This is a genomic window from Achromobacter mucicolens, from assembly GCF_029866465.1.
Lineage (GTDB): Bacteria > Pseudomonadota > Gammaproteobacteria > Burkholderiales > Burkholderiaceae_B > Achromobacter > Achromobacter mucicolens.
This window is the reverse complement of the sequence record NZ_CP123364.1, coordinates 3,105,190-3,126,075: the sequence shown is the minus strand read 5'-3', so window position 1 is coordinate 3,126,075 and position 20,886 is coordinate 3,105,190. Positions and strand designations below refer to the sequence as shown.

Sequence of the window (20,886 nt, the reverse complement as noted above, 5' to 3'; positions counted from 1 at the left end):
CAATGGCATCGCTTTCTGGCGTGGACGACTGCTGGAACCGCATCGGCATCCGCGGCGACAAAAGTTGCGGGCAACTGGCCGAACACGTGCATTGCCGCAACTGTCCGGTGTATGCCGCGGCGGCCAAGCGCATCCTTGACCGTCTGCCGCCCGCCATGCAGGAAGACGAGGAAGCCGCGCCACCGCAGCACGCGGCCAACCTGTCGTCGCTCCTGGTGTTCAGGCTGCATCGCGAATGGATAGGCCTGCCGACGCGATCGCTGGACGAGGTTGCCGGCACGCGGGGCATCATCAGCCTGCCGCACCGGCGTGATCCCGCCGTGCTTGGCATGACCAACGTGCGCGGCACGCTGACTGTCTGCGTATCGCTGACGCGCCTGTTGGGACTGGACGCCTCGGCGCCGCAGGCCCGCGAGCGGCCTGCCACGGCGCGCATGCTGATATTCGGCGGCGCGGGCCGTGCCGTCGTGCTGCCGGTGGACGAGGTGGAGGGCATGCACGAGGTGGACCTGGACGCGCTTGAGCCGCTGCCCTCGACGGTGCAAGGCGCCAGCCTGAAGTACTCGCGCGGCGTGGCGCGCTGCGGCGGCCGCGCGGTGGGCGTGCTGGATGAAACCCTGCTGATGCAGGCATTGGAACGGAGCCTCGCGTGAATCCCGATCAGATGCGCGATGCCTCGCTGCTCGAACTGTTCCAGATCGAGACCCGCACCCAGGTGCAGGTGCTCAACGACGGGCTGCTCGCCCTGGAGAAAAATCCCACATCCGCGCCGCAGCTCGAGGCCTGCATGCGCGCCGCCCACTCGCTCAAGGGCGCCGCGCGCATCGTGGACCTGCATCCGGCCGTGCGTATCGCGCACGCCATGGAAGACTGCCTTGTGGCCGCCCAGGAGGGCCACCTGCGTCTGCAGGCCGGCGACATCGACGCCTTGCTGCTGGGCACGGACCTGCTGCAACGCGTGGCCACGCCCGGCGTGGAGCTCGATGCCGAGATCGGCGACCTGGTGGCGCGGCTGAGCAGCGCGCCCAATCTGCCCGCCACGTCGTCGGCGGCGGTGGCGCGTCCTTCCCGGCCGAGCGGCCATCTGCCGCCGATACGCCTGACGGAAGATGCGCCCGTCCCGGCAGCCCCGGCGCCCGCAGACAAGCCCCAAGTGGTGGACGCGGCCGCCGCGGTGCCGCCCGCGCGCCGCAGTTCGGACCGCAGCGCGGGCGAGGGCGAGCGGGTGCTGCGAGTCACGGCCGATACGTTGAACAAGCTGCTGGGCCTGTCCAGCGAAACGCTGGTGGAGTCGCAATGGGTAGGCCCCTTCAGCGCCGCCATGCTGCGGCTGCGGCGGCTGCAGGCGGGCGCGGCGCACGCGCTGGACGGGGTGCGCGCCGTGCTGGCCGAACAGCAGCTCGATGCGCGCGGCCAGGCGGCGCTGGACGATGCCCACCGCATCCTCGAACAATGCCAGCGGGAACTGACGCTGCGCGCCAGCGAAGTCGACGAATTTGGCTGGCGGATGAACCACCTGACGCGGCGGCTGTACGACACCGCGCTCGCGTGCCGCATGCGGCCCTTTGGCGACGGCGTGGGCGGCATGGCGCGGATGGTGCGCGACCTGGGCCGCTCGCTGGGAAAGCAGGTCCGCCTGGAGATCGAGGGCGAAGACACGCAGGTGGACCGGGACATCCTGGAAAAACTGGATGCGCCGCTCATGCACCTGTTGCGCAACGCCGTGGACCACGGCATCGAATCCCCCGCGCAGCGCGAACTGACGGGCAAACCGGCCGAGGGCTTGATCACGCTGTCCGCGCGCCACTCGGCGGGGATGCTGCTGGTCGAACTGGCCGATGACGGCTCCGGCATATCGCTGGATCACCTGCGCGAGGAAGTGGTCGAACGCAAGCTGACCAACGCCGAGACCGCGGCGCGCCTGAGCGAAGCCGAACTGCTGGAATTCCTGTTCCTCTCGGGCTTCAGCACGCGCGACGAGGTGACTGAAATCTCCGGGCGCGGCGTGGGGCTGGACGTGGTGCAGACGATGGTGCGCCAGTTGCGCGGCGCCGTGCGGGTCCACCAGCAGCAGGGGCGGGGCACGCGTTTCGTGCTGGAGATGCCGCTGTCGCTGTCGGTGGTGCGCAGCCTGCTGGTCCAGGTGCAGGACGAGATCTACGCATTTCCGCTGGCCTACGTCAGCCACGCGTTGCAGGTGGACGCCACCGACATCGAGCAGCTGGAAGGCCAACAGCACTTCCGTTTCCAGGGGCGGCAGATCGGCCTGGTGTCGGCGCGGCAGATCCTGCGCGCCGGCGAGGCCGCCCCGGCCGCCGATACCTTCTCCGTGGTGGTGGTGGGCGATCATGACCGCCTCTACGGCATCGCCGTCGACCGTTACGTGGGCGAGCGCACGCTGGTCGTGCAGCCGCTGGACCCCCGGCTGGGCAAGGTGCAGGACGTCATGGCCGGCTCGCTGATGGACGACGGCACGCCGCTCCTGATTCTGGACGTCGAGGACATGCTGGTGTCCGTTCAGAAGCTTATCGAGGGCGGGCGCCTGTCGCGGGTGGACAGCGGGGCGGGCGCGACGGCCGCGCGCCGCCGCAAGCGCGTGCTGGTGGTGGACGATTCATTGACGGTTCGCGAGCTTGAGCGCAAGCTGCTGCTGAACCGCGGGTTCGATGTGGCAGTCGCCGTGGACGGCATGGACGGCTGGAACATGTTGCGCAACGAGGACTTCGACCTGATCGTGACCGATGTCGACATGCCGCGGATGGACGGCATCGAACTGGTGACGCGCATCAAGGCCGACCCCAGGCTGCAGGCGCTGCCCGTCATGGTGGTGTCGTACAAGGACCGGGAAGAGGACCGGCAGCGCGGGCTGGACGCCGGCGCCGACTATTATCTGGCCAAGGGCAGCTTTCACGATGATGCGCTGCTCGACGCCGTGGAAGACCTCATCGGGAAGGCTCGGACGTGAGAATCGGGATCGTCAACGATATGCCGCTTGCCGTCGAAGTCCTGCGGCGCGTCATCGCGCTGGAACCGGGGCTGGAGATTGCCTGGACGGCGTCCGACGGCCTGGAGGCTGTGCAGCAATGCGCGCGCGACCGTCCCGATGTCGTGCTGATGGACCTCATCATGCCCGTCATGGACGGCGTCGAGGCCACTCGCCGCATCATGGCGGAAACGCCCTGCGCCATCGTGGTGGTGACCTCCGACGTGGCGGGCCATACCTCGCGCGTCTTCGATGCCATGGGGCACGGCGCACTGGATGCCGTGGACACGCCCATGGTGGGCGCGACGGACATGCGCACGGCGGCGGCGCCGCTGTTGCGCAAGATCCGCAACATCGGCTGGCTGATCGGCCGCTACGGCAACCGGCCGGCGCTCAGCCCGGTCAGCAAGCCCGCCGCGTCCGCCGGCGCGCGGCGCCTGCTTGCCATCGGCGCTTCGGCCGGCGGCCCGGCCACGCTGGCGCAGCTGCTGCGCGATCTTCCCCTGGATTTTCCGGCCGGCATCGTGCTGGTGCAGCATGTGGACGCCTCGTTCGCGGCCGGCATGGCCGACTGGCTCAATGACCAGGTGCCGCTGCCCGTCAGGCTGGCGCGCGAAGGCGAGTCGCCGCTGCCCGGCCAGGTGCTGCTCGCGGGCACGGATGATCATCTGGCGCTCTGCGAGGATGGTACCCTGCGGTACACCGACTGCCCCCGCGAAAGCCTGTATCGGCCTTCCATCGATGTTTTCTTCCATAGCGTGGCGCAGCACTGGCGCGGCATTGCGGTCGGCGTGCTGCTGACCGGCATGGGCCAGGACGGGGCGCGCGGCCTGAAGGCGCTGCGCGAACGCGGATGTCTCACCATCGCGCAGGACCAGGCCACCAGCGCAGTCTATGGCATGCCGAAAGCGGCTGCCGCCATGAAGGCCGCGGTCGAGATTCGGCCGCTCGATCAAATTGCGTCTCGCGTCATCCGGGCGTTTGCCTGAGGCGCGGCACAACGTAGGACATCAAGGACCCACTATGCTGCCATCCCCTGAAGACACGGTTTCCGCGGATCTCAATTCGCACGGGGCGATGGTGTTGCTCGTCGATGACCAGGTCATGGTGGGAGAAGCCATCCGGCGCGCGCTGGTGCCCGAAGCCAACATTGATTTCCACTATTGCTCGGATCCCTACAAGGCGCTGAGCGTGGCGATCCAGACGCGGCCCACGGTCATCCTGCAGGATCTGGTGCTGCCCGGCGTGGACGGCCTGTCCCTGGTGCGCGAATACCGCGGCCATCCCGTGACGCGCGACATCCCGATCATCGTCCTGTCCACCAAGGAAGATCCCGCCATCAAGAGTGCAGCCTTCGCGGCGGGGGCCAACGACTACCTGGTGAAACTGCCGGATTCGATCGAACTCATTGCGCGCATCCGCTACCACTCGCGTTCCTACATGGCGCTGGTGCAGCGCGACGAAGCCTATCAGGCATTGCGCCAGAGCCAGCAGCAACTCTTGGAAAGCAACATGGAACTGCGCCGGCTCACCAATTCGGACGGCCTGACCGGGCTGGGCAACCGGCGCTATTTCGATGAGTATCTGAATGCCGAGTGGCAGCGCGCTGGCCGGGACAGCCGAGAGATCAGCATGCTGATGATCGACGTGGATCACTTCAAGTCCTACAACGACACCTACGGCCACATTGCGGGCGACGAAGCCCTCAAGCGCGTCGCCAACACCATCTTCGCCAGTTGCGACCGGTCCACCGACCTGGCGGCGCGTTTTGGCGGCGAGGAATTTGCGCTGGTGCTGCCGGGCACGCCCGGCGGCAGCGCGCGCCTGGCCGCCGAAAAGCTGCGCCGCGCAGTGGAAGCCATGCAGATTCCCCAACGCGACGCGGGCTTCGGGCCGTGGCTGACGGTGAGCATCGGCCTGGCGACCGCCGTGCCGCTGGACGGGCAACCGTGCACGGAGCTGATCCAGGCGGCCGACCGCGGCCTGTATGAAGCAAAGCGGCAGGGCCGCAACCGGGTGGTGCCGGGACAGATCTAAGGCGTCTGGCCGCCGGCCTGCGCGAGCCTATCCGCCCGTCTTCCCGTCCTTCCGGTGCGAGCGGAACAGTAGATGCGTTGAAGCCAGGTGAAAGCGCACCGCGATTTGCGCGCATTCGGGGTCGCGCGCGCGGATCGCGGCGATGATCTGGCGGTGGTGTTCCACGCTGCGCAGCATGTCTTCGCGGCCGTAGAAATAGAACGAGCCGATGATGATCGGCATGTCCAGCAGGTTCTCGACCAGGGAGCGCACGCGCGCGGACTGCGCGGCCTCGAGCAGGGCGTGGTGGAACAGGTTGTTGTAATGCTGGACCTGGGCGACGTGGTCGGGCGCGGCGGAGTTCACGGCGTCGAGCATGCACTGGTTGATGCGTTCCAGCTCGTCGATCTGCTCGGGCGTGGCGCGCTCGGCGGCGGTCTTGGCGGCGTAGGGTTCCAGCAGCATGCGCAGCTCGAAGGCTTCGTCGATGTCGCGGTCCTGCCAGCCCAGCACGACCGCGCCGCGCCGGCCTTCGCGGGTGACCAGGCCGTCCGCGATCAGGCGTTCGATCGCGTTGCGCACGGGCGTGCGGCTGACCGAGAGCTGGGCGGCGATGTGTTCCTCGCGCAGCGGTTCGCCGGGCAGGAACGATCCGGCCATCAGGCGGCGGCGCAATTCGCCGTAGACGTAATCACTGGCGCTCGACATGAGGAGGCTGGCTCTTCCCGGTTTTCAAAGCTGCGACTATACCAACGGCGGACGCTACACCTTCACCCCGTGCTCGGCCAGACGCGCCAGAAAGCGCGGCCAGACCTCGGGGTTGAGCAGGCGCGCGGGCTTGCGTCCGGCCAGCATGTCGATGATCTGCGTGGCCGAGCCCTGCGCCACCTTGCGTCGGCCTTCGTGCGTGACGCCGCCCGTGTGAAACGCGGCGGCCACGTCGTGGCGTTGCAGCAGGCCGCTGCCCGGCGGGGGCGGCTCCACCTGCCAGACGTCCAGGCCCGCGCCGGCAAGATGGCCGGACTCAAGTGCGGCAAGCAGCGCGTCCTCGTCATGAATGCCGCCGCGCGCGGTGGAAACGAAGAGCGCGCCGCGTTTCATCCGGCGCAGCGCGGCCGCGCCGAACATGCCGCGCGTCACGGCATTCAGCGGGCAGTGCAGGCTGACGATGTCGGCCTGTTCCAGCAGCGCATCAAAGCTGACGGGCGCGGCGCCGCGTTCGGCGATCTGCGCGTCGGCCAGCAGCGGATCGTAGGCAATGACCTTCAACCCGAATCCCGCCGCGATACGGGCGACGCGGCGCCCGATCTCGCCGATGCCGACAATGCCGATCACGCGGCCTTCGATCTCGCGGCCCATCAGCGCCTCGCGGCTGACAGCGGTGCCCGCCCTGAGCGCGGCTTCCGACTCGCCCAACCGCTTGACCAGCGACAACAGCAGGGCGAAGGTCATCTCGGCCACCGACGCGGCGTTGGCGCCGGCCTGGTTCACGACGGCGACGCCCGCACGGGTGCAGGCGGCGACGTCGACCGTGTCGTAGCCGGCGCCGCCGGACGATACGCACAGCAAATGAGGGCACTGGGCCAAAAGGTCGGCGGACACCTGCCACCGCGCGGGGACTTCGTCCTTGGCCGCGCTGACGTGGTCGGCGTGGGCGCCGGCCAAGCCGGCCGCGGTCACCGCGTCGCCTTGCGCCGGCAGCACGCGCAGGTCCAGCGTGGCGTCCCGCGTGATGGCCTCGTCAAACGCGGGATCGATCCACAGATCCAGGCGCACGACGCGCAGATCGGGCCTGCTGACTGCCGCATCGCGCATGGCTAGACTCCCGTGCAACCCAGCGAGCGCAGGCGGGCGTCGATCCACGACGTGTCCAGCGTGCCGGCGGCGATATCGGCCAGCATCTTGGTTTCCACGTCGTGCTTTGCGGCTGCCGCCTGATAGATGGCTTCGGCCTGTTCGTACGGCACCGCGAGCAGTCCATCGTCGTCACCCAGGATCAGGTCGCCCGGCGCGATGGTCATGCCGTCCAGAGCGACGACGCAGTTGATCTCGCCCGGGCCGTCCTTGTACGGCCCGCGGTGGGTGACGCCCGCCGCATAGACGGGGAAGGCGCTGCGGCGGATGGTGCCGCAGTCGCGGATGGCGCCATTGATGATGATGCCCGCGATGCCGCGCGACTCGGCATAGGTGGTCATGATCTCGCCGATGATCGCATTGGTCAGGTCGCCGCCGGCATCGACCACGATGACGTCGCCCGGCTGCGCGAGGCTGAGCGCCTTGTGCACCAGCAGGTTGTCGCCGGGACGTGTGCGCACCGTGAGGGCCGGCCCGGCCAGGGGCGTGCCGTCGTGCATGGGCCGCAGGCGTGCGCCGCCGGCCGTCATGCGCGACATGCAGTCGCTGACATTGGCCACCGGCACCTGGCGGAATTTCTCGACGAGTTCCTTGCTGACCGCGCGTTGGCGGGCGTGGATTTCAAAACCTGTCATCTTTGCTCCTGATCGCTGGATGGATACGTGTCGGGCTTACTGCTTGGGAATGCCGGCTTCTTGCACGACCTTGCCGAAGGCGTCGTGATCGGCGCGGTGGCGGCGCGCCAGGTCCTCGGGCGAGCCCTTCAGGACGCTGTAGCCGGCCTCTTCAAGCTTCTTGATCAATTCGGGGTTGGATTGCACCTTCTGCAATTCGGTGTTCAGCGCGGCGACGACGTCGTCGGGCGTCTTGCCCGGCGCCATCAGGCCCCACCAGATCGATTGGTTGATGGTCGGAAAGCCGCTTTCCGGGAAGGTGGGCACGTCCGGGAGGGCGGGCGAGCGCTCATTGGCGACCACGCCCAGCGCGCGCACCTTGCCGCCGCGGATCTGCGGCAGCAGCGACGCCACCGAACCGACGTACATGTCGATCCGGCCGCTGGCCAGATCGGGGAAGGCCTGGCTCCAGCCACGGTAGGGCACGTGCATCAGTTCCATCTTGGCCGCCTTGCGCCACAGATAGCCGGTCAGGTCACCGGTGCCGCCGATGCCGGGGATCCCCAGCGAAACCAGGTTGGGCTTGGCCTGGGCGGCCTTCACGACGTCGCCGAGCGACTTGAAGGGCGAGTCGGGCAGCACGACGAAGACGCTGGGCGAGGAGGCCACGGGGCCCACCGGCTTGAAGTCCTTGAAGGTGTCGTAGCTGAGCTTGCTGTAGAGCCACGGGTTCAGCACGACGTTGTCGGTCTGCGCCATGACGAGCGTGTGGCCGTCCGGGCGGGCGCGGGCCGTGGCGTCCAGCGCCAGGTTGCCGCCGGCGCCGGGCTTGTTCTCGACCACGATGTTCCAGCCGGCGTCCTGGCTGATCGCGCTGCCGATCATGCGCGTCAGCGTGTCGGTGCCGCCACCGGGCGGGAAGGGCGAGATCAGGGTGATCGGCGCCGAGCCCAGGTCGGCGGCCTGCGCCGCGGCGCAGCCCAGCACCAGGGATGCGGCCAGCAGTTTCTTGAACAGTTTCATTGTCTTCCTCACTAAGTGTTATTGTGGATTCGGTCCGCGCTCTGGGGCGCGGTGGGATGTCAGGACTGGCGGGCCAGCGTGGTCAGCCAGGCAAGGCGCGCCTGGACGGTGTCGGCGGCTGGGGCCTCGCCGTTCGCGCGCGCGGCCTCGATGCCGCGGGCGGACCGGGCAAAGAGCGCTTCGACGCCGTTGAGCGCCAGCGGCTCCAGACCCGCTTCATGCAACTGGTCGCGCGCTTCGCGCACCTCGGCCAGACGGCGCGGCGCATGCAGCACGTGCGAGCGCACGAACGAATCCATGAACGCCGTCAGCGGCGTGCGGTCGATGTCGGCCAGCACTTCGTAAAGCGAATCGCGCAGGCCCATGCGTTCGGCCGCCACCAGGCATTCGACCGCCAGGCTTTCCATGCCCTTGGTCATGATGCTGCGCAGAAGCTTCAGGCGCACCGCATCGCCGGGCTTTCCTTCGATGATCCGGACCGTCGCGCCCGCGCTTTCGCCCAGCGCCGTCACAACCGCCGCGCCATCGCCGGCGCACAGCAGCGGCGTCTTCTCGCCCAGCAGGGCGATGGCGCCCATGATGGCGACGTCCATGAAAGCAATGCCGTGCGCGGCAGCGGCGGCTGCGGCCTTCTGCATGTCGGGGGCGCTGGCGGTGGTGAAGTCGGCGTAAACCGCATCGGCGCGCATATGCGGTAGCGCCTGGGCCGCGACCTCGGCGGCGTTGTAGCCGTACACGGCGGAAACCACGACGTCCGCCTCGGCCAGCCAGGGGCCAGGTTCGGTGTGCAGGGCGGCGCCGGCTTCCCGGGCGCGCGCTGCCATTTCTTCGTCCGCGCGCAGTTCGCAGATGCCGACGATGCGGTGACCTGCGGCGGTCCAGGCGCGGGTATAGCAGTGCCCGACTTCGCCGCATCCAATCAGTGCGATTTTCATCTTAAAAACACATAAAAAAAACAATGTGTGTTTATAGATCGCCAATTTGTTGGGGAATAGAAGGTGTTTACCCTAGGTTTTTGTCATTCTGGGTACATTAAAAAAACATTCGCTCCCGGGGGTCACAACCTGCAACCCCTCGCTCGCGCCCCGGCGTTATTGTCTGAAAGATGCGTGACGCGCCTGCCCGCTTGGCTGGAACACCAGAAAGAGGCACACCATGACGTACTCGAGCTACCACAAGAAGGACATCTTCGGCCGTCCCCTGCATGCCGAAACCCAGATGATGTCCTATGGCTACGATCCCTATCTGTCCGAGGGGGCGGTCAAGCCGCCGGTGTTTCTGACGTCCACGTTTGCGTTCCGCACGGCCGAAGACGGCGCGGCGTTCTTTGACCTGGTGTCGGGCCGCAAGCCCTTGCCGCAGGGCGAGACGGCGGGGCTGGTGCACAGCCGGTTCAATCATCCGAACCTGGAGATCGTGGAGGACCGGCTGTCGCTGCTGGACGGCTCGCAGGACGCGGCGGTCACGTCCAGCGGCATGTCCGCGATCAGCGCGGTGTTGATGGCTTTTTTGCGGCCTGGCGACCAGTTGGTGCAGTCCGTGCCGCTTTATGGCGGCACCGAGACGCTGATCGGCAAGATCTTTCCGGAGTGGGGCATTGGGTCGCACCCCGTCGCGGACGGGTTGTCGCCCCGCAGCATGCGCACGGCGCTGGAAGCGGCTGCCGAGAAAGGGCCGGTCAAGCTTTTTTATGTCGAGACGCCCGCCAATCCGACCAATGCGCTGTTCGATTTCGAGGCAATGAAGAACGAGCTGGATGCGTTCGAAACGCGGCATGGTTACCGGCCAATCTCGGTATGCGACAACACGCTGCTGGGGCCCATCTTTCAGAAGCCGGCGGAACACGGCGTGGACCTGTCGGTGTACTCGCTGACCAAGTACGTCGGCGGCCACAGCGATCTGGTGGCGGGGGCGGTCACCGGCAGCAAGGCGCTGATCAAGAAGGTGCGCGCCATCCGCAGCGCCTTCGGCTCGCAACTGGACCCGCATTCATGCTGGATGATCACGCGGTCGATGGAGACGGTGGTGCTTCGCATGAAGCAGGCGGCGCGCACGGCGACGCGCGTCGCGCAGTGGCTGGCGGAAAACCCGTACGAAAAGGTGCAGGTGTTCCACCCTGAACTGATTGCGGACCGCGCCTATCAAGAGGTCTACAAGCGCCAGTGCACCGGACCGGGTTCGACCTTCGCCTTCGTGCTGGAAGGTGGCCGCGAGCGCGCGTTCCGGTTCATCAACGCCCTGCATCTGTTCCGCTCGGCCGTCAGCCTGGGCGGCACGGAAACGCTGGTGTGCCACCCGGCATCGACGACGCATTCCGGCGTGCCCGCCGAGGAACGCGATGCGGCGGGGGTGTCCGAAGGGCTGATCCGGGTGTCGATTGGCCTGGAACACGAGGAAGACCTGATCGCGGACCTGGATCACGCGTTCCGCAACGGCTGAGCGGCGCGGGCCGTGCGGTGTGCTGACGTTGTGGCCGGGCGGGCGCGCCTTCAGCCCGGTTGCGCTGTCCGCCGGGTGCGGTTCAGCAGCACGAACGCGGCCGTGCCCAGCAGCATGATCGTGGCGGTGGCGATCACCGCGGCGTAGCCGGTCTCGAAGGCGCTTCGGGCCAGCGACGCCAGCGTCGCCGCCAAGTCAGCGGGCAGGCTGTCGGCCACGATGAGCGCTTCGTCCAGGCTGTCGCGCGCCGCGCCGGTGGCCGTCACGCCTGCCGGCACGGAAAGCGATTGCGCGTAGACGCCAGACAGGATGGACCCCATCAAGGTCACGCCCAGCGCGCCGCCCAGCTCGTACGAGACTTCCTCGATCGACGCGGCCATACCGGCGCGCTCGGGGGTGGCGCTTTGCATGATGGTGCTGGAGGCGGCTGTCATGGTGGCGCCAATGCCCAGGCCCAGCACGCACAGGCTGATCAGTTGCGGCATCACGGCCCCGTCGTAGGTCAGCAGATAGCCGCCCATGCCCAGGCCCGACACCAGCAGCGCCAGGAACAGCAGGCGCCGGCTGCCGATGCGCCCCAGCAGCAGGCCGGCCAGCGGCCCGGCCACGAACGCGGCCAGCGGCAGCGGCAGGATGAAGAGCGCGGACTGGATCGGAGACATGCCCAGCACCAGTTGCAGCCGCTGGCTGAACACGAGTTCCATGCCCAATAGCGCCGCTGCGGCAAACAGCGCGGCCGCCACGGCAGAGCTGAAGGACGCATTGCGGAAGATCGAGAAGTCGATCAGCGGGTAGGGACGCCGCCGCTGCCGCCGCACGAAGATGGCGAGCATGGTGGCGCCTGCCGCGCAGGCCAGCGCGGCGTGCAGCCAGGAAGGCGACGCGCGGCCCAGCTCCTTGAGCGCGTAGGCGCACAGCACCATGCCTGCCATCACTTGCAGCGAGCCGGCCAGATCCCAGGGGCGCGACGCGTCAGGCCGGCTGGCCGGAATGAAGCGCCATGCCAGCGGCAGCGCCAGCAGCACGATGGGCACGTTGATGAGAAACACGGAACCCCACCAGAAATGCTCCAGCAACAGGCCACCCACGACGGGCCCCAGCGCCGCGCCGCCCGAGGCGACCGACGCCCAGACGCCGATCGCGACAGCGCGCTCGCGCTCGTCGGCAAACGCAAGACGAAGGATGGACAGGGTGGCGGGCATCATCATCGCGGCACCCACGCCCAGCAACGCGCGCGCGGCAATCAGGACGATTGCGCCGGGCGAGTAGGCGGCAGCCAGCGAGGCCGCGCCGAACACGGCCAGCCCCATCATGAACAGGCGCTTGTGCCCCAGCCGGTCGCCCAGCGTGCCCATGCCCAGCAGCAGGCCGGACACGACAAGCGCGTAAACGTTCACGATCCACAGCTTGGCGGAGGCCGTGACGCCCAGTTCATGGGTGAGCCGCGGCAGGGCGGTGTATAGGACCGTCATGTCCACGACGATCAGCAGCAAGGCGCTGGACACGATGGCCAGCACGAGCCAGCGGCCGGGGGCGGCCGCGGCGACAGCGTTCGAATGAGTCCGCTGCATGGTTCTACTCCTTATTGAAAACCATGATCCCGGCGCGTCGGGCGCGCTCGGGATCACGGACCGCATTATCCATCTAGATATTGACCATAAAAAGTTGGATTCCATCTATAAAATAGATGGTTAATCAGGAGCACCGCATGCAGTGGACGTTGGATCAATTACGGCAATTCGTGGCAGCCGCGGAAGCGGGTTCGTTTTCGGCAGCGGGGCGGCGCATCGGGCGCGCGCAGTCGGCGGTCAGCACGGCGGTGGGGCTGCTGGAGGCGGATCTTGGGGTGGAACTGTTCGATCGGTCGCGCCGCAACGCGGTGCTGACGCCGGCCGGCGAGGTGATGCTGCTGGAGGCCAAGGAACTGCTGCGCCAGGCCGGCGGGTTGTCGCAGCGGGCGCTCGCGTTCGCCGGCGGCCAGGAGGCGCGCCTGTCCATTGCGCTGGATGAAGCCTTGCCTTATCTCGTGCTGGGCGCGCTGGTGGTGGAACTGGCCGAGCGGTTTCCGGCGCTGGAACTGACGCAACTGAACGGCACCGCGACTGAGGTCGCCGATTACGTGCGCCAGGGCCGGGCAAGCATCGCGTTCCACTTCGACCGGGGCGATCCCGGCAGTGACTTCGCGCACCAATCCCTGGGCAACGTGGCGCAAGGGATTTTCGTGGCGTCCGGCCATCCGCTGGCGGGCTTGCCGCAGGTGTCGCGCGAGGACCTGGCGCGTCACCGCCAGCTGGTCATGCAGATGGAAGGCGTGGAGGACATGGTGCTGAGCCCGACGGTCTGGCGCACCGACAGCTTCTACAGCATTGCGGGCATGGTGGCCGACGGGCTGGGCTTTGCGATCCTGCCCCTGAACATTGCGGAGTACGAGAGTTTTCGCACCACGCTCAGGCCGCTGCCCTGCGCGGAACTGGCGCTGCCCATGCTAGCCGTGCGCACGCTATGGATGCAGGGGGCGGTGCTCAACGAGACCGAGCGCTGGCTGCAGCAGCGCATGGAGCAATTGCTGCGCGCCGGATAGCGGCACGAAAGGGCGTCAGCTCAGCAGCGCGGCGACGAGGTCGCTGCCGGCCTGCTTGTCCCCGTTGAAGTCCAGCGCGGTCAGCACGTGCTCCAGGTGTTCGTCCATCAGGGCGCAGGCCCGCTCGGCGTCGCCCGCGCGCGCCGCCTCGATGAAGGCGTGATGCTCGCGCGACGAGCAATTTGCGTCGTGCGAGGTCTGATACAGCACGGTAATCACCGCGCTGCGCGCCGACAGTTCGCGCAACATGCCGGTCAGGACGGAATTGCCGACGGCTTCGGCGAGCAGGATATGGAAATGGCTGAGCAGGCGGTTGCGCGTCTGCACGTCGCCGCTGTCGAGCGCGCGGCGTTCCTCGGCCAGGTGGTCGTCGATGCGCTTGTAATCGTCAGGTCCGGCGCGCGCCACGAATTCGCGGGCCAGCGCGGCCTCCAGAATCCGGCGCACCGCATAGACCTCGCGCGCCTCGTTCGCATCCGGCTTGCTGACGAAGGCGCCCTTGTCCGGCACGATGTTGATGAGCTTGTCCTTGGACAGCATCAGAAGCGCCGCGCGGATCTTGGTGCGGCTGACCTTGTAGACCCGGGCCAGGGCCTCTTCGCGCAACCGGGTGCCGGGCGGAAGCTTGTGCGCCACGATGGCGGCGGACACTTCCCTTGCGATGTCGTCGGCGCTGGGGTCTGGCTGGACGTCCTGGATCATGAGGCGCGGCAGGGGCTGCCGGTGTGGAAAATCATCGGGCAGCCAGTCTAACAAAAGGCAGGCGCGGCGGTGGACATTTCTTGCATGCAAAATCTGTCCGCACGCCGCGCCGGCTGCCGGGCCCGAACGAGCGCCACCCCCTGCGCCCGGTCAGGCCACTGTTACTTGGCCATCAGCCCCAAATGCTCGATCAGGTCCTTTTCCTTGACGAAGGTCGCCTGCGCCCACGCCTTGTAGTCCTCGCTGCTGCGATAGGCCGGCTCCTGATTGAGCTGCTTCATGACGTCCATGCTGGCCTGATCGAAGAGGGCCTTCTTGAACGCGTCATGCAGGATCTTCACGACCGCCGGGTCCATGCCCTTGGGACCGGCCAGACCGTAGGGGGAAGTGGACACGACCTTGTAGCCCAGCTCCTGCGCGGTGGGCACGTCGGGCCAGCGGGTCGTGCGCTTGTCGCCAAAGGTGACCAGCAGGCGCATCTTGCCGGAATCGACGAACTGGTCCCAGCCCGTGGCGTCGCTCTGCGCCATGACGTGGCCACCCAGCAGCGCCTGCTGCATGTCGGCGTTGCCCTTGAACGGCACATGGTTCAGCTTGACGTTCGCGTTGATGGCGATCTCTTCGATGATCAGATGCGGCGACGAGCCGATGCCGGTCGAGCCGTAGTCGATCTTGCCGGGCGCCTTGCGCGCGGCCTCGATGTACTCGTTGAACGTCTTGTAGGGCGAATCCGAGCGGACGGTGAAGCCGAACGTATAGCCCGACAGGCCCAGGATGAAAGTGAAGTCGTTGATCGGATCCCAGCTGCTTTTCTGCATGTAAGGCATGCGCAGCATTGCCAGCGTGTACAGGGCGATGGTGTAGCCGTCCGGCTTGGCGGTCTTGGCCATGGTGGCGGTGCCCAGCGTGCCGCCCGCGCCGGGGCGGTTCTCCACGATGACGGGCTGGCCCAGATACTTCGAGGCATCCTGCGCCACGATGCGCAGATGCCGGTCGGTCGAGCCGCCGGCCGGGAAGGGCACGATCAGCGTGATGGGTTTGGTGGGAAAGTCGGTCTGCGCACTGGCGGAAAAAGGCAAGGCGGCGCTTGCCAGGGTGAGCGTGAGGGCGGCGAGGCAAGCGCGTCGCAGGGGCAGTCGGGCCATGGGTGTTGTCTCCTGGTGGGTGTTGTTATGGGATGCCAGTCAATCGCGTACGTCGACTTTGACAGGCAGCCGGGACAGCGCCTCGCGCAGGCTGGCGATCAGCGGCGCGGGCGCACCGGCGCCGGCTTCTACGGCGACATCCGGTTGCGCATCGGCCAGCACGCGAAAGACGGGATCGTCTTGGGCGCGGCCAGCCGCTTGCAGGGTGCGCGCCACCACAGCCTCGACCGACACGGCGGTCGCCAGGCGGCGCAAATCGGGTTTGTAGATCTTGCCCACGTTGGTCATGGGCATGCTGTCCAGAATCACCACGCGCTTGGGCCGTGCGGGCCCTTCGTCCACGTGCGCGGCGGCGTAGGCCACCAGTTCGGCCTCGGTCGCCTCACGGCCTTCGGCCAGTGTGACGAACGCGATCGGCAATTCCCCCGCGTAGGCGTCGGGGGCGCCGACCGCCGCGCACAGTTGCACGGCCGGATGCGTGGCCAGGGCGTCTTCGATGGTCTTGGGATCGATGTTGTGGCCGCCGCGGATGATCAGGTCCTTGGCGCGCCCTTGCAGATGCAGGCGGCCCTCGGCATCCATGAAGCCGACGTCGCCGCTGATCAGCCAGCCGTCCTCGGTGAAGGCGTGCGCGGTGTCTGCGGGATCCAGAAAGCCCGGGATGACGTTGGGCGCCTTGATGAGCACCATGCCCGGCGTGCCGGCGGGCAGGTCGCGCGCGGGCTGGCCCGCGGGCATGTCCAGCCCCACGATGCGCACCTGTACGTAGGGCAGCGGAAACCCCACGCAGTTGACCGGAAATTCGCAGCCCGGCGGCGAGATCGACGTGATGCCGGCCATCTCGGTCATGCCCAGGCTTTCGCTGACATGCAGGCCAAACAGGCGCTTGAAGCGCGCGGCCAGCTCGGCGGGCAGGGGCGCCGCGCCCGTGCGGCAGTAGCGCAGGGACGAGATGTCGGCGCCGTCCAGCGGCACCTCGGCCAGCGCGGCCAGGATGGTCGGCACGCCTTGCAACGAGGTGGCGCGGTGCTTTTCGACCAGACGCCAGTAGTTGCGCAGCACATCGCGGTTGCGCAGCAGCAGGGTGGTCGGGATGACGGTTTCGACGCCAGCCGACAACGCTGCCAGCGACGCCGGCAGCACCCCCGCCACGTGAAAGAGCGGATAGCCGTTGATGACCACGTCGCCCGGCCCGGCGTTTTGCAGCTGCACGGCCGCCCACGCGGAGAACACCTGGTTGGTGTGCGTGTGGATGGCCAGCTTGGGCGCGCCCGTGGTGCCGCCGGTGTGGAAGTAGGCAGCCACATCGCTGGCGCGGATGACGCGTTCGCTGACCAGGCGGTCGGCGGGCTGGGCCGCGCGGGCCGCGTTGAAATCGCGCGCGAAGTCAGGCAGCGCGGGGCGGTCGGCTTCGGGCTCGTGCCACGGGGCCACGCGGAGCAGTGTTTTCAGGGTCGGCACGCGTTCCATCAGGCGCAGCGCCTTGGACCACGAGCCGCATTCCACGTCGGACCCATAGGCGATCAGCGCCTTGGCGCCCGCCGTCGTCATCAAGGACGCCAGCTTGTCGTCGGTCAGAAGGGGATTGAGCGGCTGCACGATGCCTGCCGCCTCGCCGCCCCACAGCGCCAGGTGGTATTCCAGGCAGCCGGGCAGCAGCACGCCCACGGCGTCGCCTTCGCGGATGCCCAGGCTGTGCAAGAGGTTGGCGGTCTGGTGGATGCCGGCCAGCAGTTCACGGTAGGTCCAGCTGATGGCATCGTCAGCCGGGTCGGCGCTGCGCAGGAAGGTCAGCGCCCGCCTGTCGCCGAACGCGGCGGCGGAATTGCAGAAGATCTCGTACGTGCTTTGTACCGTCAGCGTGTCCGCCAGCGGCCGCGCCTGCAGCCGCTGGACGTCCTGCGCTGTGCGTACCGGAAACGGCGCGGCAAAGGGCGCGGCAATGGGGCGGGCGCGGGTCGAGGTAGGGGAGTCGATCATGGCCGTGCCTGCGCGCTCAAGCCTGCCCCAGCGCGATGTAGCGCCGCAGGTGGTGGTCTTCGTCGCCCAGTTGGTGATCGATCATGACCAGGCGCTTGGCGTAGTGCGCCAGCGGCAGTTCCCACGTCATGCCGATGCCGCCATGCAACTGGATGCATTCCTCGGCCACCAGCGTGCCGATGCGGCCGATCGTGACCTTGGCCGCGGACAGCGCGCGTTCGCGCGTGGCGCGATCCGGATGGTCTACGGCGGCTGCCGCGTTGATGACGGCCGAGCGGGCCTGCTCGATTTCCAGCAGCACGTCGGCCATGCGGTGTTGCAAGGCCTGGAAGCTGCCGAGCGGCGCGCCGAACTGGCGGCGCGTGCGCAGGTATTCCAGCGTGGCGTCGCGCGCGCAGTCCATGGCGCCCACGGCTTCCGCGCACAGCGCCAGGATGCCGCGGCCCACGGCGCGTTCCAGCAGCGCGTGACCGGCGTGCGCCTCGCCCAGCAGGGCGTCAGGGGCGAGCTTGACGTTGTCCAGCACCAGTTCCGCTGCGCGGCCGCCATCGATCAGTCCGTAGCCCCGCAGCGCCAAGCCCGGCGTGCCTCGGGTCACCAGGAACAGGCCGATGCCCGATTCGTCGTCAACATTGCCCGCCGTGCGCGCCGACACCAGGAACAGGTCGGCATGTTCGCCCGCGTAGACGACGGCCTTCGCGCCGTTCAACACCCAGCCGTCGGGGCTGGGTTCGGCGCGCGTGGCCACCTGATTCAGGTCGTAGCCCGACGCCGGTTCAGCGTGGGCCAATGCGGCGGTCAGGCTGCCGGCGATCAGGCCGTCGAGCGCCTCGCGCTGCGCCGGCGAGCCCGCCGCGGCGATGGCGCTGCCGACCATCACGGCGTCCAGGAAGGGCTCGACCACCAGGCCCCGTCCCAGGGCTTCGAAGACGACGGAGATATCGAAGCCCGCGCCGCCCAGGCCGCCATCGGCCTCGGTGAACAGTGCGCCGATGGCGCCCAGCTCGGCGTAGCGGCGCCAGAACTCGGGGCTGTAGCCCTCGCGCGATTCGGCGTGGCGCATGCGCGTGGTGAAGTCGTATTGCTCGGCGACAAAGCGGCGCAGCATGTCCGAGAGCATGCGCCGGTCTTCGGTGTGTTCGAAATTCATGGCCAGCCCTTACAGTCCGAGGATCATCTTGGAGATGATGTTCTTCTGGATTTCATTGGAGCCGCCGAAGATCGACAGCTTGCGGTTGTTGAAGTACTGCGCCGCGGCGCTATTTGCGCCGTCCGGACCGATGGCGGGCGCGTCGTAACCGTCGTGCAACGCCTCAGGCACGAAGGGGCGCGCGTACGGGCCCATGGCGCGGCGGTTCAAGGCGCTGATCTCCTGGCGGATCTGCGTGCCGCGGATCTTCAGCATCGAGCTCTCCGCGCCGGGCGCGCCGCCGCCAGCCACCGCCGCGACGACGCGCAGGTTGGTCGTGCGCATGTTGGCCAGCTCGATCTCCACGCGCGCCAGGCGCGCGGCAAAATCCGGGTCTTCGGCCAGCGGGCGGCCGTGCCGTTTCTGGCGCGCGGCCACGGCCTTCAGGCGTTCCAGCGCGGCCGTGGACTGGCCGACGCCCGCGATGTTGGTGCGTTCATAGGTCAGCAGGTACTTGGCGCAGGTCCAGCCGCGGTTTTCCTCGCCCACCAGGTTTTCGGCAGGAACCCGCACGTCCGAGAAGAACACCTCGTTAACCTCGTGCTCGCCGTCCAGCGTGATGATCGGGCGCACTTCGATGCCCGGGCTGTTCATGTCGATCAAGAGGAAACTGATGCCTTCCTGGCGCCGGCCTTCCTGCGAGGTGCGCACCAGGCAGAAGATCATGTTGGCGTACTGGCCCAGCGTGGTCCACGTCTTCTGGCCGTTGACGACATAGCTGTCGCCGTCGCGCACGGCCGTGGTCTTGAGCGACGCCAGGTCCGAACCCGCGCCGGGTTCCGAGTAGCCCTGGCACCACCAGTCCGACCCGTCCAAGATGCGGGGCAGCCAGTAACGGCGCTGCGCCTCGGTGCCGTATTTGATCAGCACGGGTCCCAGCATGCTCAGGCCGAAGGGCACGATGCGCGGCGCGTTGGCCAGCGCGCATTCGTTATCGAAGATGTACTTCTGCGATGCGCTCCAGCCCGTGCCGCCGTATTCCACGTGCCAATGCGTGGCCAGCCAGCCTTGCGCGTTCAGGATGGCATGCCACTCGGTCATGTCGTCGCGTGTCAGCAGCTTGCCTTCGCTGACCTTGTCCGACAGCCGCCGCGGCAGCTTCGCGTCCAGGAAGGCGCGCACCTCGTCGCGGAAGGCAATTTCTTCGGGGGTGAATTCCAGATCCATGCGGGTCTCTCAGTAGATTTCAAACAGGCCGGCCGCGCCCATGCCGCCGCCGATGCACATCGTGACGACGGCGTAGCGGGCGCCGCGGCGGCGGCCCTCGATCAGGACGTGGCCTGCCAGCCGCGCGCCCGTGACGCCAAAGGGATGGCCCAGAGCGATGGAGCCGCCGTCCACATTCAGGCGATCCATGGGGATGCTGAGCTTTTCCTGGCAATACAGCGCCTGTGAGGCGAATGCCTCATTCAGTTCCCACAGGTCGATGTCCTGCACCTTCAGGCCGTGGCGGGCCAGCAGCTTGGGCACCGCGTACACCGGGCCGATGCCCATTTCGTCGGGCTCGCAGCCGGCGATGGCCAAGCCGCGGAACGCGCCCAGCGGCCGGATGCCGGCGCGCTGCGCTTCGGCGGCTTCCATCAGCACGCAGGCCGCTGCGCCGTCCGACAGCTGCGAGGCATTGCCCGCCGTGACGAACTGGCCCTCGCCCCGGACAGGGGCCAGGCCGGCCAGCGCCTCGTAGGTGGTGCCGGGGCGGTTGCAGGTGTCCTTGTCCACCGTCACTTCGCGCTCGGTGACGGCGCCCGTCGCGCGGTCCGTGACGGACATGGTGGTCGTGACCGGAACGATCTCCTCGCGATAGCGGCCGGCGGCCTGCGCGGCCTCGGTGCGCGCCTGGCTTTGCGCGGCAAAGCGGTCCTGCGCCTCGCGGCTGATGCCGTAGCGCGCGGCCACGATGTCGGCGGTCTCGATCATGGGCAGATACAGCGCGGGCTTGTTGGCCACGATCCACGGGTCCATGCCGCTGACGCCGTCGTCGCGCGTGCGGATCTGCGATACCAGTTCCACGCCGCCGGCGATCACGGCGGGCGCACCATCCATCACAATGCGGCTCGCGGCCGAGGCGATCGCCTGCAGGCCGGACGCGCAATAGCGGTTGATCGTGGCGCCGCCGACGCTGACAGGCAACTCGGCACGGATGACGGCCTGCCTGCCGATGTTGCGGCCGGTGGCGCCTTCCGGATAGCCGCAGCCGATGAACGCGTCTTCGATCAGCGCGGGGTCGATGCCGGCACGCTCCACGGCGGCGCGCACGGCGTGCGCGGCCAGCGTGGGCCCGGCGATCAGGTTGAATTCGCCGCGCCCCGCCTTGGTGATGGGGGTGCGGGCAGTGGAGACGATGACGGCTTCGCGCATTG

The 20,886-nt window shown here is 68.0% G+C and carries 18 protein-coding genes; 6 read left to right on the top strand and 12 right to left on the bottom strand.

Going from position 1 to position 20,886, the window contains the following annotated elements:
• Nucleotides 1-2 precede the first annotated feature (2 nt).
• The 4 genes from QEP15_RS14255 to QEP15_RS14240 are packed head-to-tail and all read left to right on the top strand — an operon-like array spanning nt 3 to nt 5,020.
• Nucleotides 3-653, top strand: a complete 651-nt coding sequence (locus QEP15_RS14255; protein WP_152384646.1) for a chemotaxis protein CheW — start codon at nt 3-5, stop codon at nt 651-653.
• Nucleotides 650-2,965 (top strand): hybrid sensor histidine kinase/response regulator, encoded by a 2,316-nt coding sequence (locus QEP15_RS14250; RefSeq protein ID WP_280147604.1) that lies wholly within the window; start codon nt 650-652, stop codon nt 2,963-2,965. The genes QEP15_RS14255 and QEP15_RS14250 overlap by 4 nt, the downstream gene beginning before the upstream one ends.
• Nucleotides 2,962-3,972 (top strand): chemotaxis response regulator protein-glutamate methylesterase, encoded by a 1,011-nt coding sequence (cheB, locus tag QEP15_RS14245; RefSeq protein ID WP_056318132.1) that lies wholly within the window; start codon nt 2,962-2,964, stop codon nt 3,970-3,972. The genes QEP15_RS14250 and cheB overlap by 4 nt, the downstream gene beginning before the upstream one ends.
• 34 nt (nt 3,973-4,006) lie before the next feature.
• Nucleotides 4,007-5,020: a response regulator gene (locus QEP15_RS14240; RefSeq protein WP_056318137.1), complete on the top strand. Its 1,014-nt coding sequence runs from the start codon at nt 4,007-4,009 to the stop codon at nt 5,018-5,020.
• Nucleotides 5,021-5,047: 27 nt separating this feature from the next.
• Here the strand turns inward: QEP15_RS14240 and QEP15_RS14235 are convergent, their stop codons facing one another.
• The 5 genes from QEP15_RS14235 to QEP15_RS14215 are packed head-to-tail and all read right to left on the bottom strand — an operon-like array spanning nt 5,048 to nt 9,425.
• Nucleotides 5,048-5,707: a GntR family transcriptional regulator gene (locus QEP15_RS14235; protein ID WP_175155642.1), complete on the bottom strand. Its 660-nt coding sequence runs from the start codon at nt 5,705-5,707 to the stop codon at nt 5,048-5,050.
• Between the two features lie 54 nt (nt 5,708-5,761).
• Nucleotides 5,762-6,814 (bottom strand): NAD(P)-dependent oxidoreductase, encoded by a 1,053-nt coding sequence (locus tag QEP15_RS14230; protein WP_280147603.1) that lies wholly within the window; start codon nt 6,812-6,814, stop codon nt 5,762-5,764.
• A 2-nt stretch (nt 6,815-6,816) separates the two neighbouring features.
• On the bottom strand, nt 6,817-7,488 hold the full coding sequence (locus QEP15_RS14225; RefSeq protein WP_056318150.1) for an RraA family protein: 672 nt from the start codon (nt 7,486-7,488) through the stop codon (nt 6,817-6,819).
• A 36-nt stretch (nt 7,489-7,524) separates the two neighbouring features.
• Nucleotides 7,525-8,490, bottom strand: a complete 966-nt coding sequence (locus QEP15_RS14220; RefSeq protein WP_152384642.1) for a Bug family tripartite tricarboxylate transporter substrate binding protein — start codon at nt 8,488-8,490, stop codon at nt 7,525-7,527.
• A gap of 59 nt (nt 8,491-8,549) precedes the next feature.
• Nucleotides 8,550-9,425, bottom strand: coding sequence for an NAD(P)-dependent oxidoreductase (locus QEP15_RS14215; protein ID WP_175155640.1), 876 nt, complete (start codon nt 9,423-9,425; stop codon nt 8,550-8,552).
• A gap of 220 nt (nt 9,426-9,645) precedes the next feature.
• Between QEP15_RS14215 and QEP15_RS14210 the strand changes: the two genes are divergently transcribed.
• Nucleotides 9,646-10,929 (top strand): cystathionine gamma-synthase family protein, encoded by a 1,284-nt coding sequence (locus QEP15_RS14210; protein WP_280147602.1) that lies wholly within the window; start codon nt 9,646-9,648, stop codon nt 10,927-10,929.
• Nucleotides 10,930-10,979: 50 nt separating this feature from the next.
• Here the strand turns inward: QEP15_RS14210 and QEP15_RS14205 are convergent, their stop codons facing one another.
• Nucleotides 10,980-12,500 carry an MFS transporter gene (locus QEP15_RS14205; protein ID WP_175155638.1) on the bottom strand — a complete coding sequence of 507 codons (1,521 nt, stop codon included), beginning with the start codon at nt 12,498-12,500 and terminating at the stop codon, nt 10,980-10,982.
• 137 nt (nt 12,501-12,637) lie between these two features.
• Between QEP15_RS14205 and QEP15_RS14200 the strand changes: the two genes are divergently transcribed.
• Entirely contained in the window at nt 12,638-13,510 is an 873-nt protein-coding gene (locus QEP15_RS14200; RefSeq protein ID WP_152384638.1) for a LysR family transcriptional regulator, read from the top strand.
• Nucleotides 13,511-13,525: 15 nt separating this feature from the next.
• Here the strand turns inward: QEP15_RS14200 and QEP15_RS14195 are convergent, their stop codons facing one another.
• From QEP15_RS14195 to QEP15_RS14170, 6 genes are all read right to left on the bottom strand, one after another.
• Entirely contained in the window at nt 13,526-14,212 is a 687-nt protein-coding gene (locus QEP15_RS14195; RefSeq protein WP_062841011.1) for a GntR family transcriptional regulator, read from the bottom strand.
• A gap of 161 nt (nt 14,213-14,373) precedes the next feature.
• On the bottom strand, nt 14,374-15,357 hold the full coding sequence (locus tag QEP15_RS14190; RefSeq protein WP_056318169.1) for a tripartite tricarboxylate transporter substrate binding protein: 984 nt from the start codon (nt 15,355-15,357) through the stop codon (nt 14,374-14,376).
• Between the two features lie 39 nt (nt 15,358-15,396).
• Entirely contained in the window at nt 15,397-17,337 is a 1,941-nt protein-coding gene (locus tag QEP15_RS14185; RefSeq protein ID WP_280147601.1) for an acyl-CoA synthetase, read from the bottom strand.
• Nucleotides 17,338-17,353: 16 nt separating this feature from the next.
• Nucleotides 17,354-18,487 carry an acyl-CoA dehydrogenase family protein gene (locus QEP15_RS14180; RefSeq protein ID WP_062841009.1) on the bottom strand — a complete coding sequence of 378 codons (1,134 nt, stop codon included), beginning with the start codon at nt 18,485-18,487 and terminating at the stop codon, nt 17,354-17,356.
• Between the two features lie 9 nt (nt 18,488-18,496).
• Complete coding sequence (locus QEP15_RS14175; protein ID WP_280147600.1) at nt 18,497-19,693, bottom strand: acyl-CoA dehydrogenase family protein; 1,197 nt, start codon at nt 19,691-19,693, stop codon at nt 18,497-18,499.
• A 9-nt stretch (nt 19,694-19,702) separates the two neighbouring features.
• Entirely contained in the window at nt 19,703-20,884 is a 1,182-nt protein-coding gene (locus QEP15_RS14170; RefSeq protein WP_217617605.1) for an acetyl-CoA C-acyltransferase, read from the bottom strand.
• Nucleotides 20,885-20,886 lie beyond the last annotated feature (2 nt).

Excerpts from the sequence above, each read along its gene's own strand:
- QEP15_RS14255 (WP_152384646.1), top strand. The coding sequence starts at position 3 with ATGGCATCGCTTTCTGGCGTGGACGACTGCTGGAACCGCATCGGCATC.
- QEP15_RS14240 (WP_056318137.1), top strand. The coding sequence starts at position 4,007 with ATGCTGCCATCCCCTGAAGACACGGTTTCCGCGGATCTCAATTCGCAC.
- QEP15_RS14235 (WP_175155642.1), bottom strand. The coding sequence starts at position 5,707 with ATGTCGAGCGCCAGTGATTACGTCTACGGCGAATTGCGCCGCCGCCTG.
- QEP15_RS14230 (WP_280147603.1), bottom strand. The coding sequence starts at position 6,814 with ATGCGCGATGCGGCAGTCAGCAGGCCCGATCTGCGCGTCGTGCGCCTG.
- QEP15_RS14225 (WP_056318150.1), bottom strand. The coding sequence starts at position 7,488 with ATGACAGGTTTTGAAATCCACGCCCGCCAACGCGCGGTCAGCAAGGAA.
- QEP15_RS14220 (WP_152384642.1), bottom strand. The coding sequence starts at position 8,490 with ATGAAACTGTTCAAGAAACTGCTGGCCGCATCCCTGGTGCTGGGCTGC.
- QEP15_RS14215 (WP_175155640.1), bottom strand. The coding sequence starts at position 9,425 with ATGAAAATCGCACTGATTGGATGCGGCGAAGTCGGGCACTGCTATACC.
- QEP15_RS14210 (WP_280147602.1), top strand. The coding sequence starts at position 9,646 with ATGACGTACTCGAGCTACCACAAGAAGGACATCTTCGGCCGTCCCCTG.
- QEP15_RS14205 (WP_175155638.1), bottom strand. The coding sequence starts at position 12,500 with ATGCAGCGGACTCATTCGAACGCTGTCGCCGCGGCCGCCCCCGGCCGC.
- QEP15_RS14200 (WP_152384638.1), top strand. The coding sequence starts at position 12,638 with ATGCAGTGGACGTTGGATCAATTACGGCAATTCGTGGCAGCCGCGGAA.
- QEP15_RS14195 (WP_062841011.1), bottom strand. The coding sequence starts at position 14,212 with ATGATCCAGGACGTCCAGCCAGACCCCAGCGCCGACGACATCGCAAGG.
- QEP15_RS14190 (WP_056318169.1), bottom strand. The coding sequence starts at position 15,357 with ATGGCCCGACTGCCCCTGCGACGCGCTTGCCTCGCCGCCCTCACGCTC.
- QEP15_RS14185 (WP_280147601.1), bottom strand. The coding sequence starts at position 17,337 with ATGATCGACTCCCCTACCTCGACCCGCGCCCGCCCCATTGCCGCGCCC.
- QEP15_RS14180 (WP_062841009.1), bottom strand. The coding sequence starts at position 18,487 with ATGAATTTCGAACACACCGAAGACCGGCGCATGCTCTCGGACATGCTG.
- QEP15_RS14175 (WP_280147600.1), bottom strand. The coding sequence starts at position 19,693 with ATGGATCTGGAATTCACCCCCGAAGAAATTGCCTTCCGCGACGAGGTG.
- QEP15_RS14170 (WP_217617605.1), bottom strand. The coding sequence starts at position 20,884 with ATGCGCGAAGCCGTCATCGTCTCCACTGCCCGCACCCCCATCACCAAG.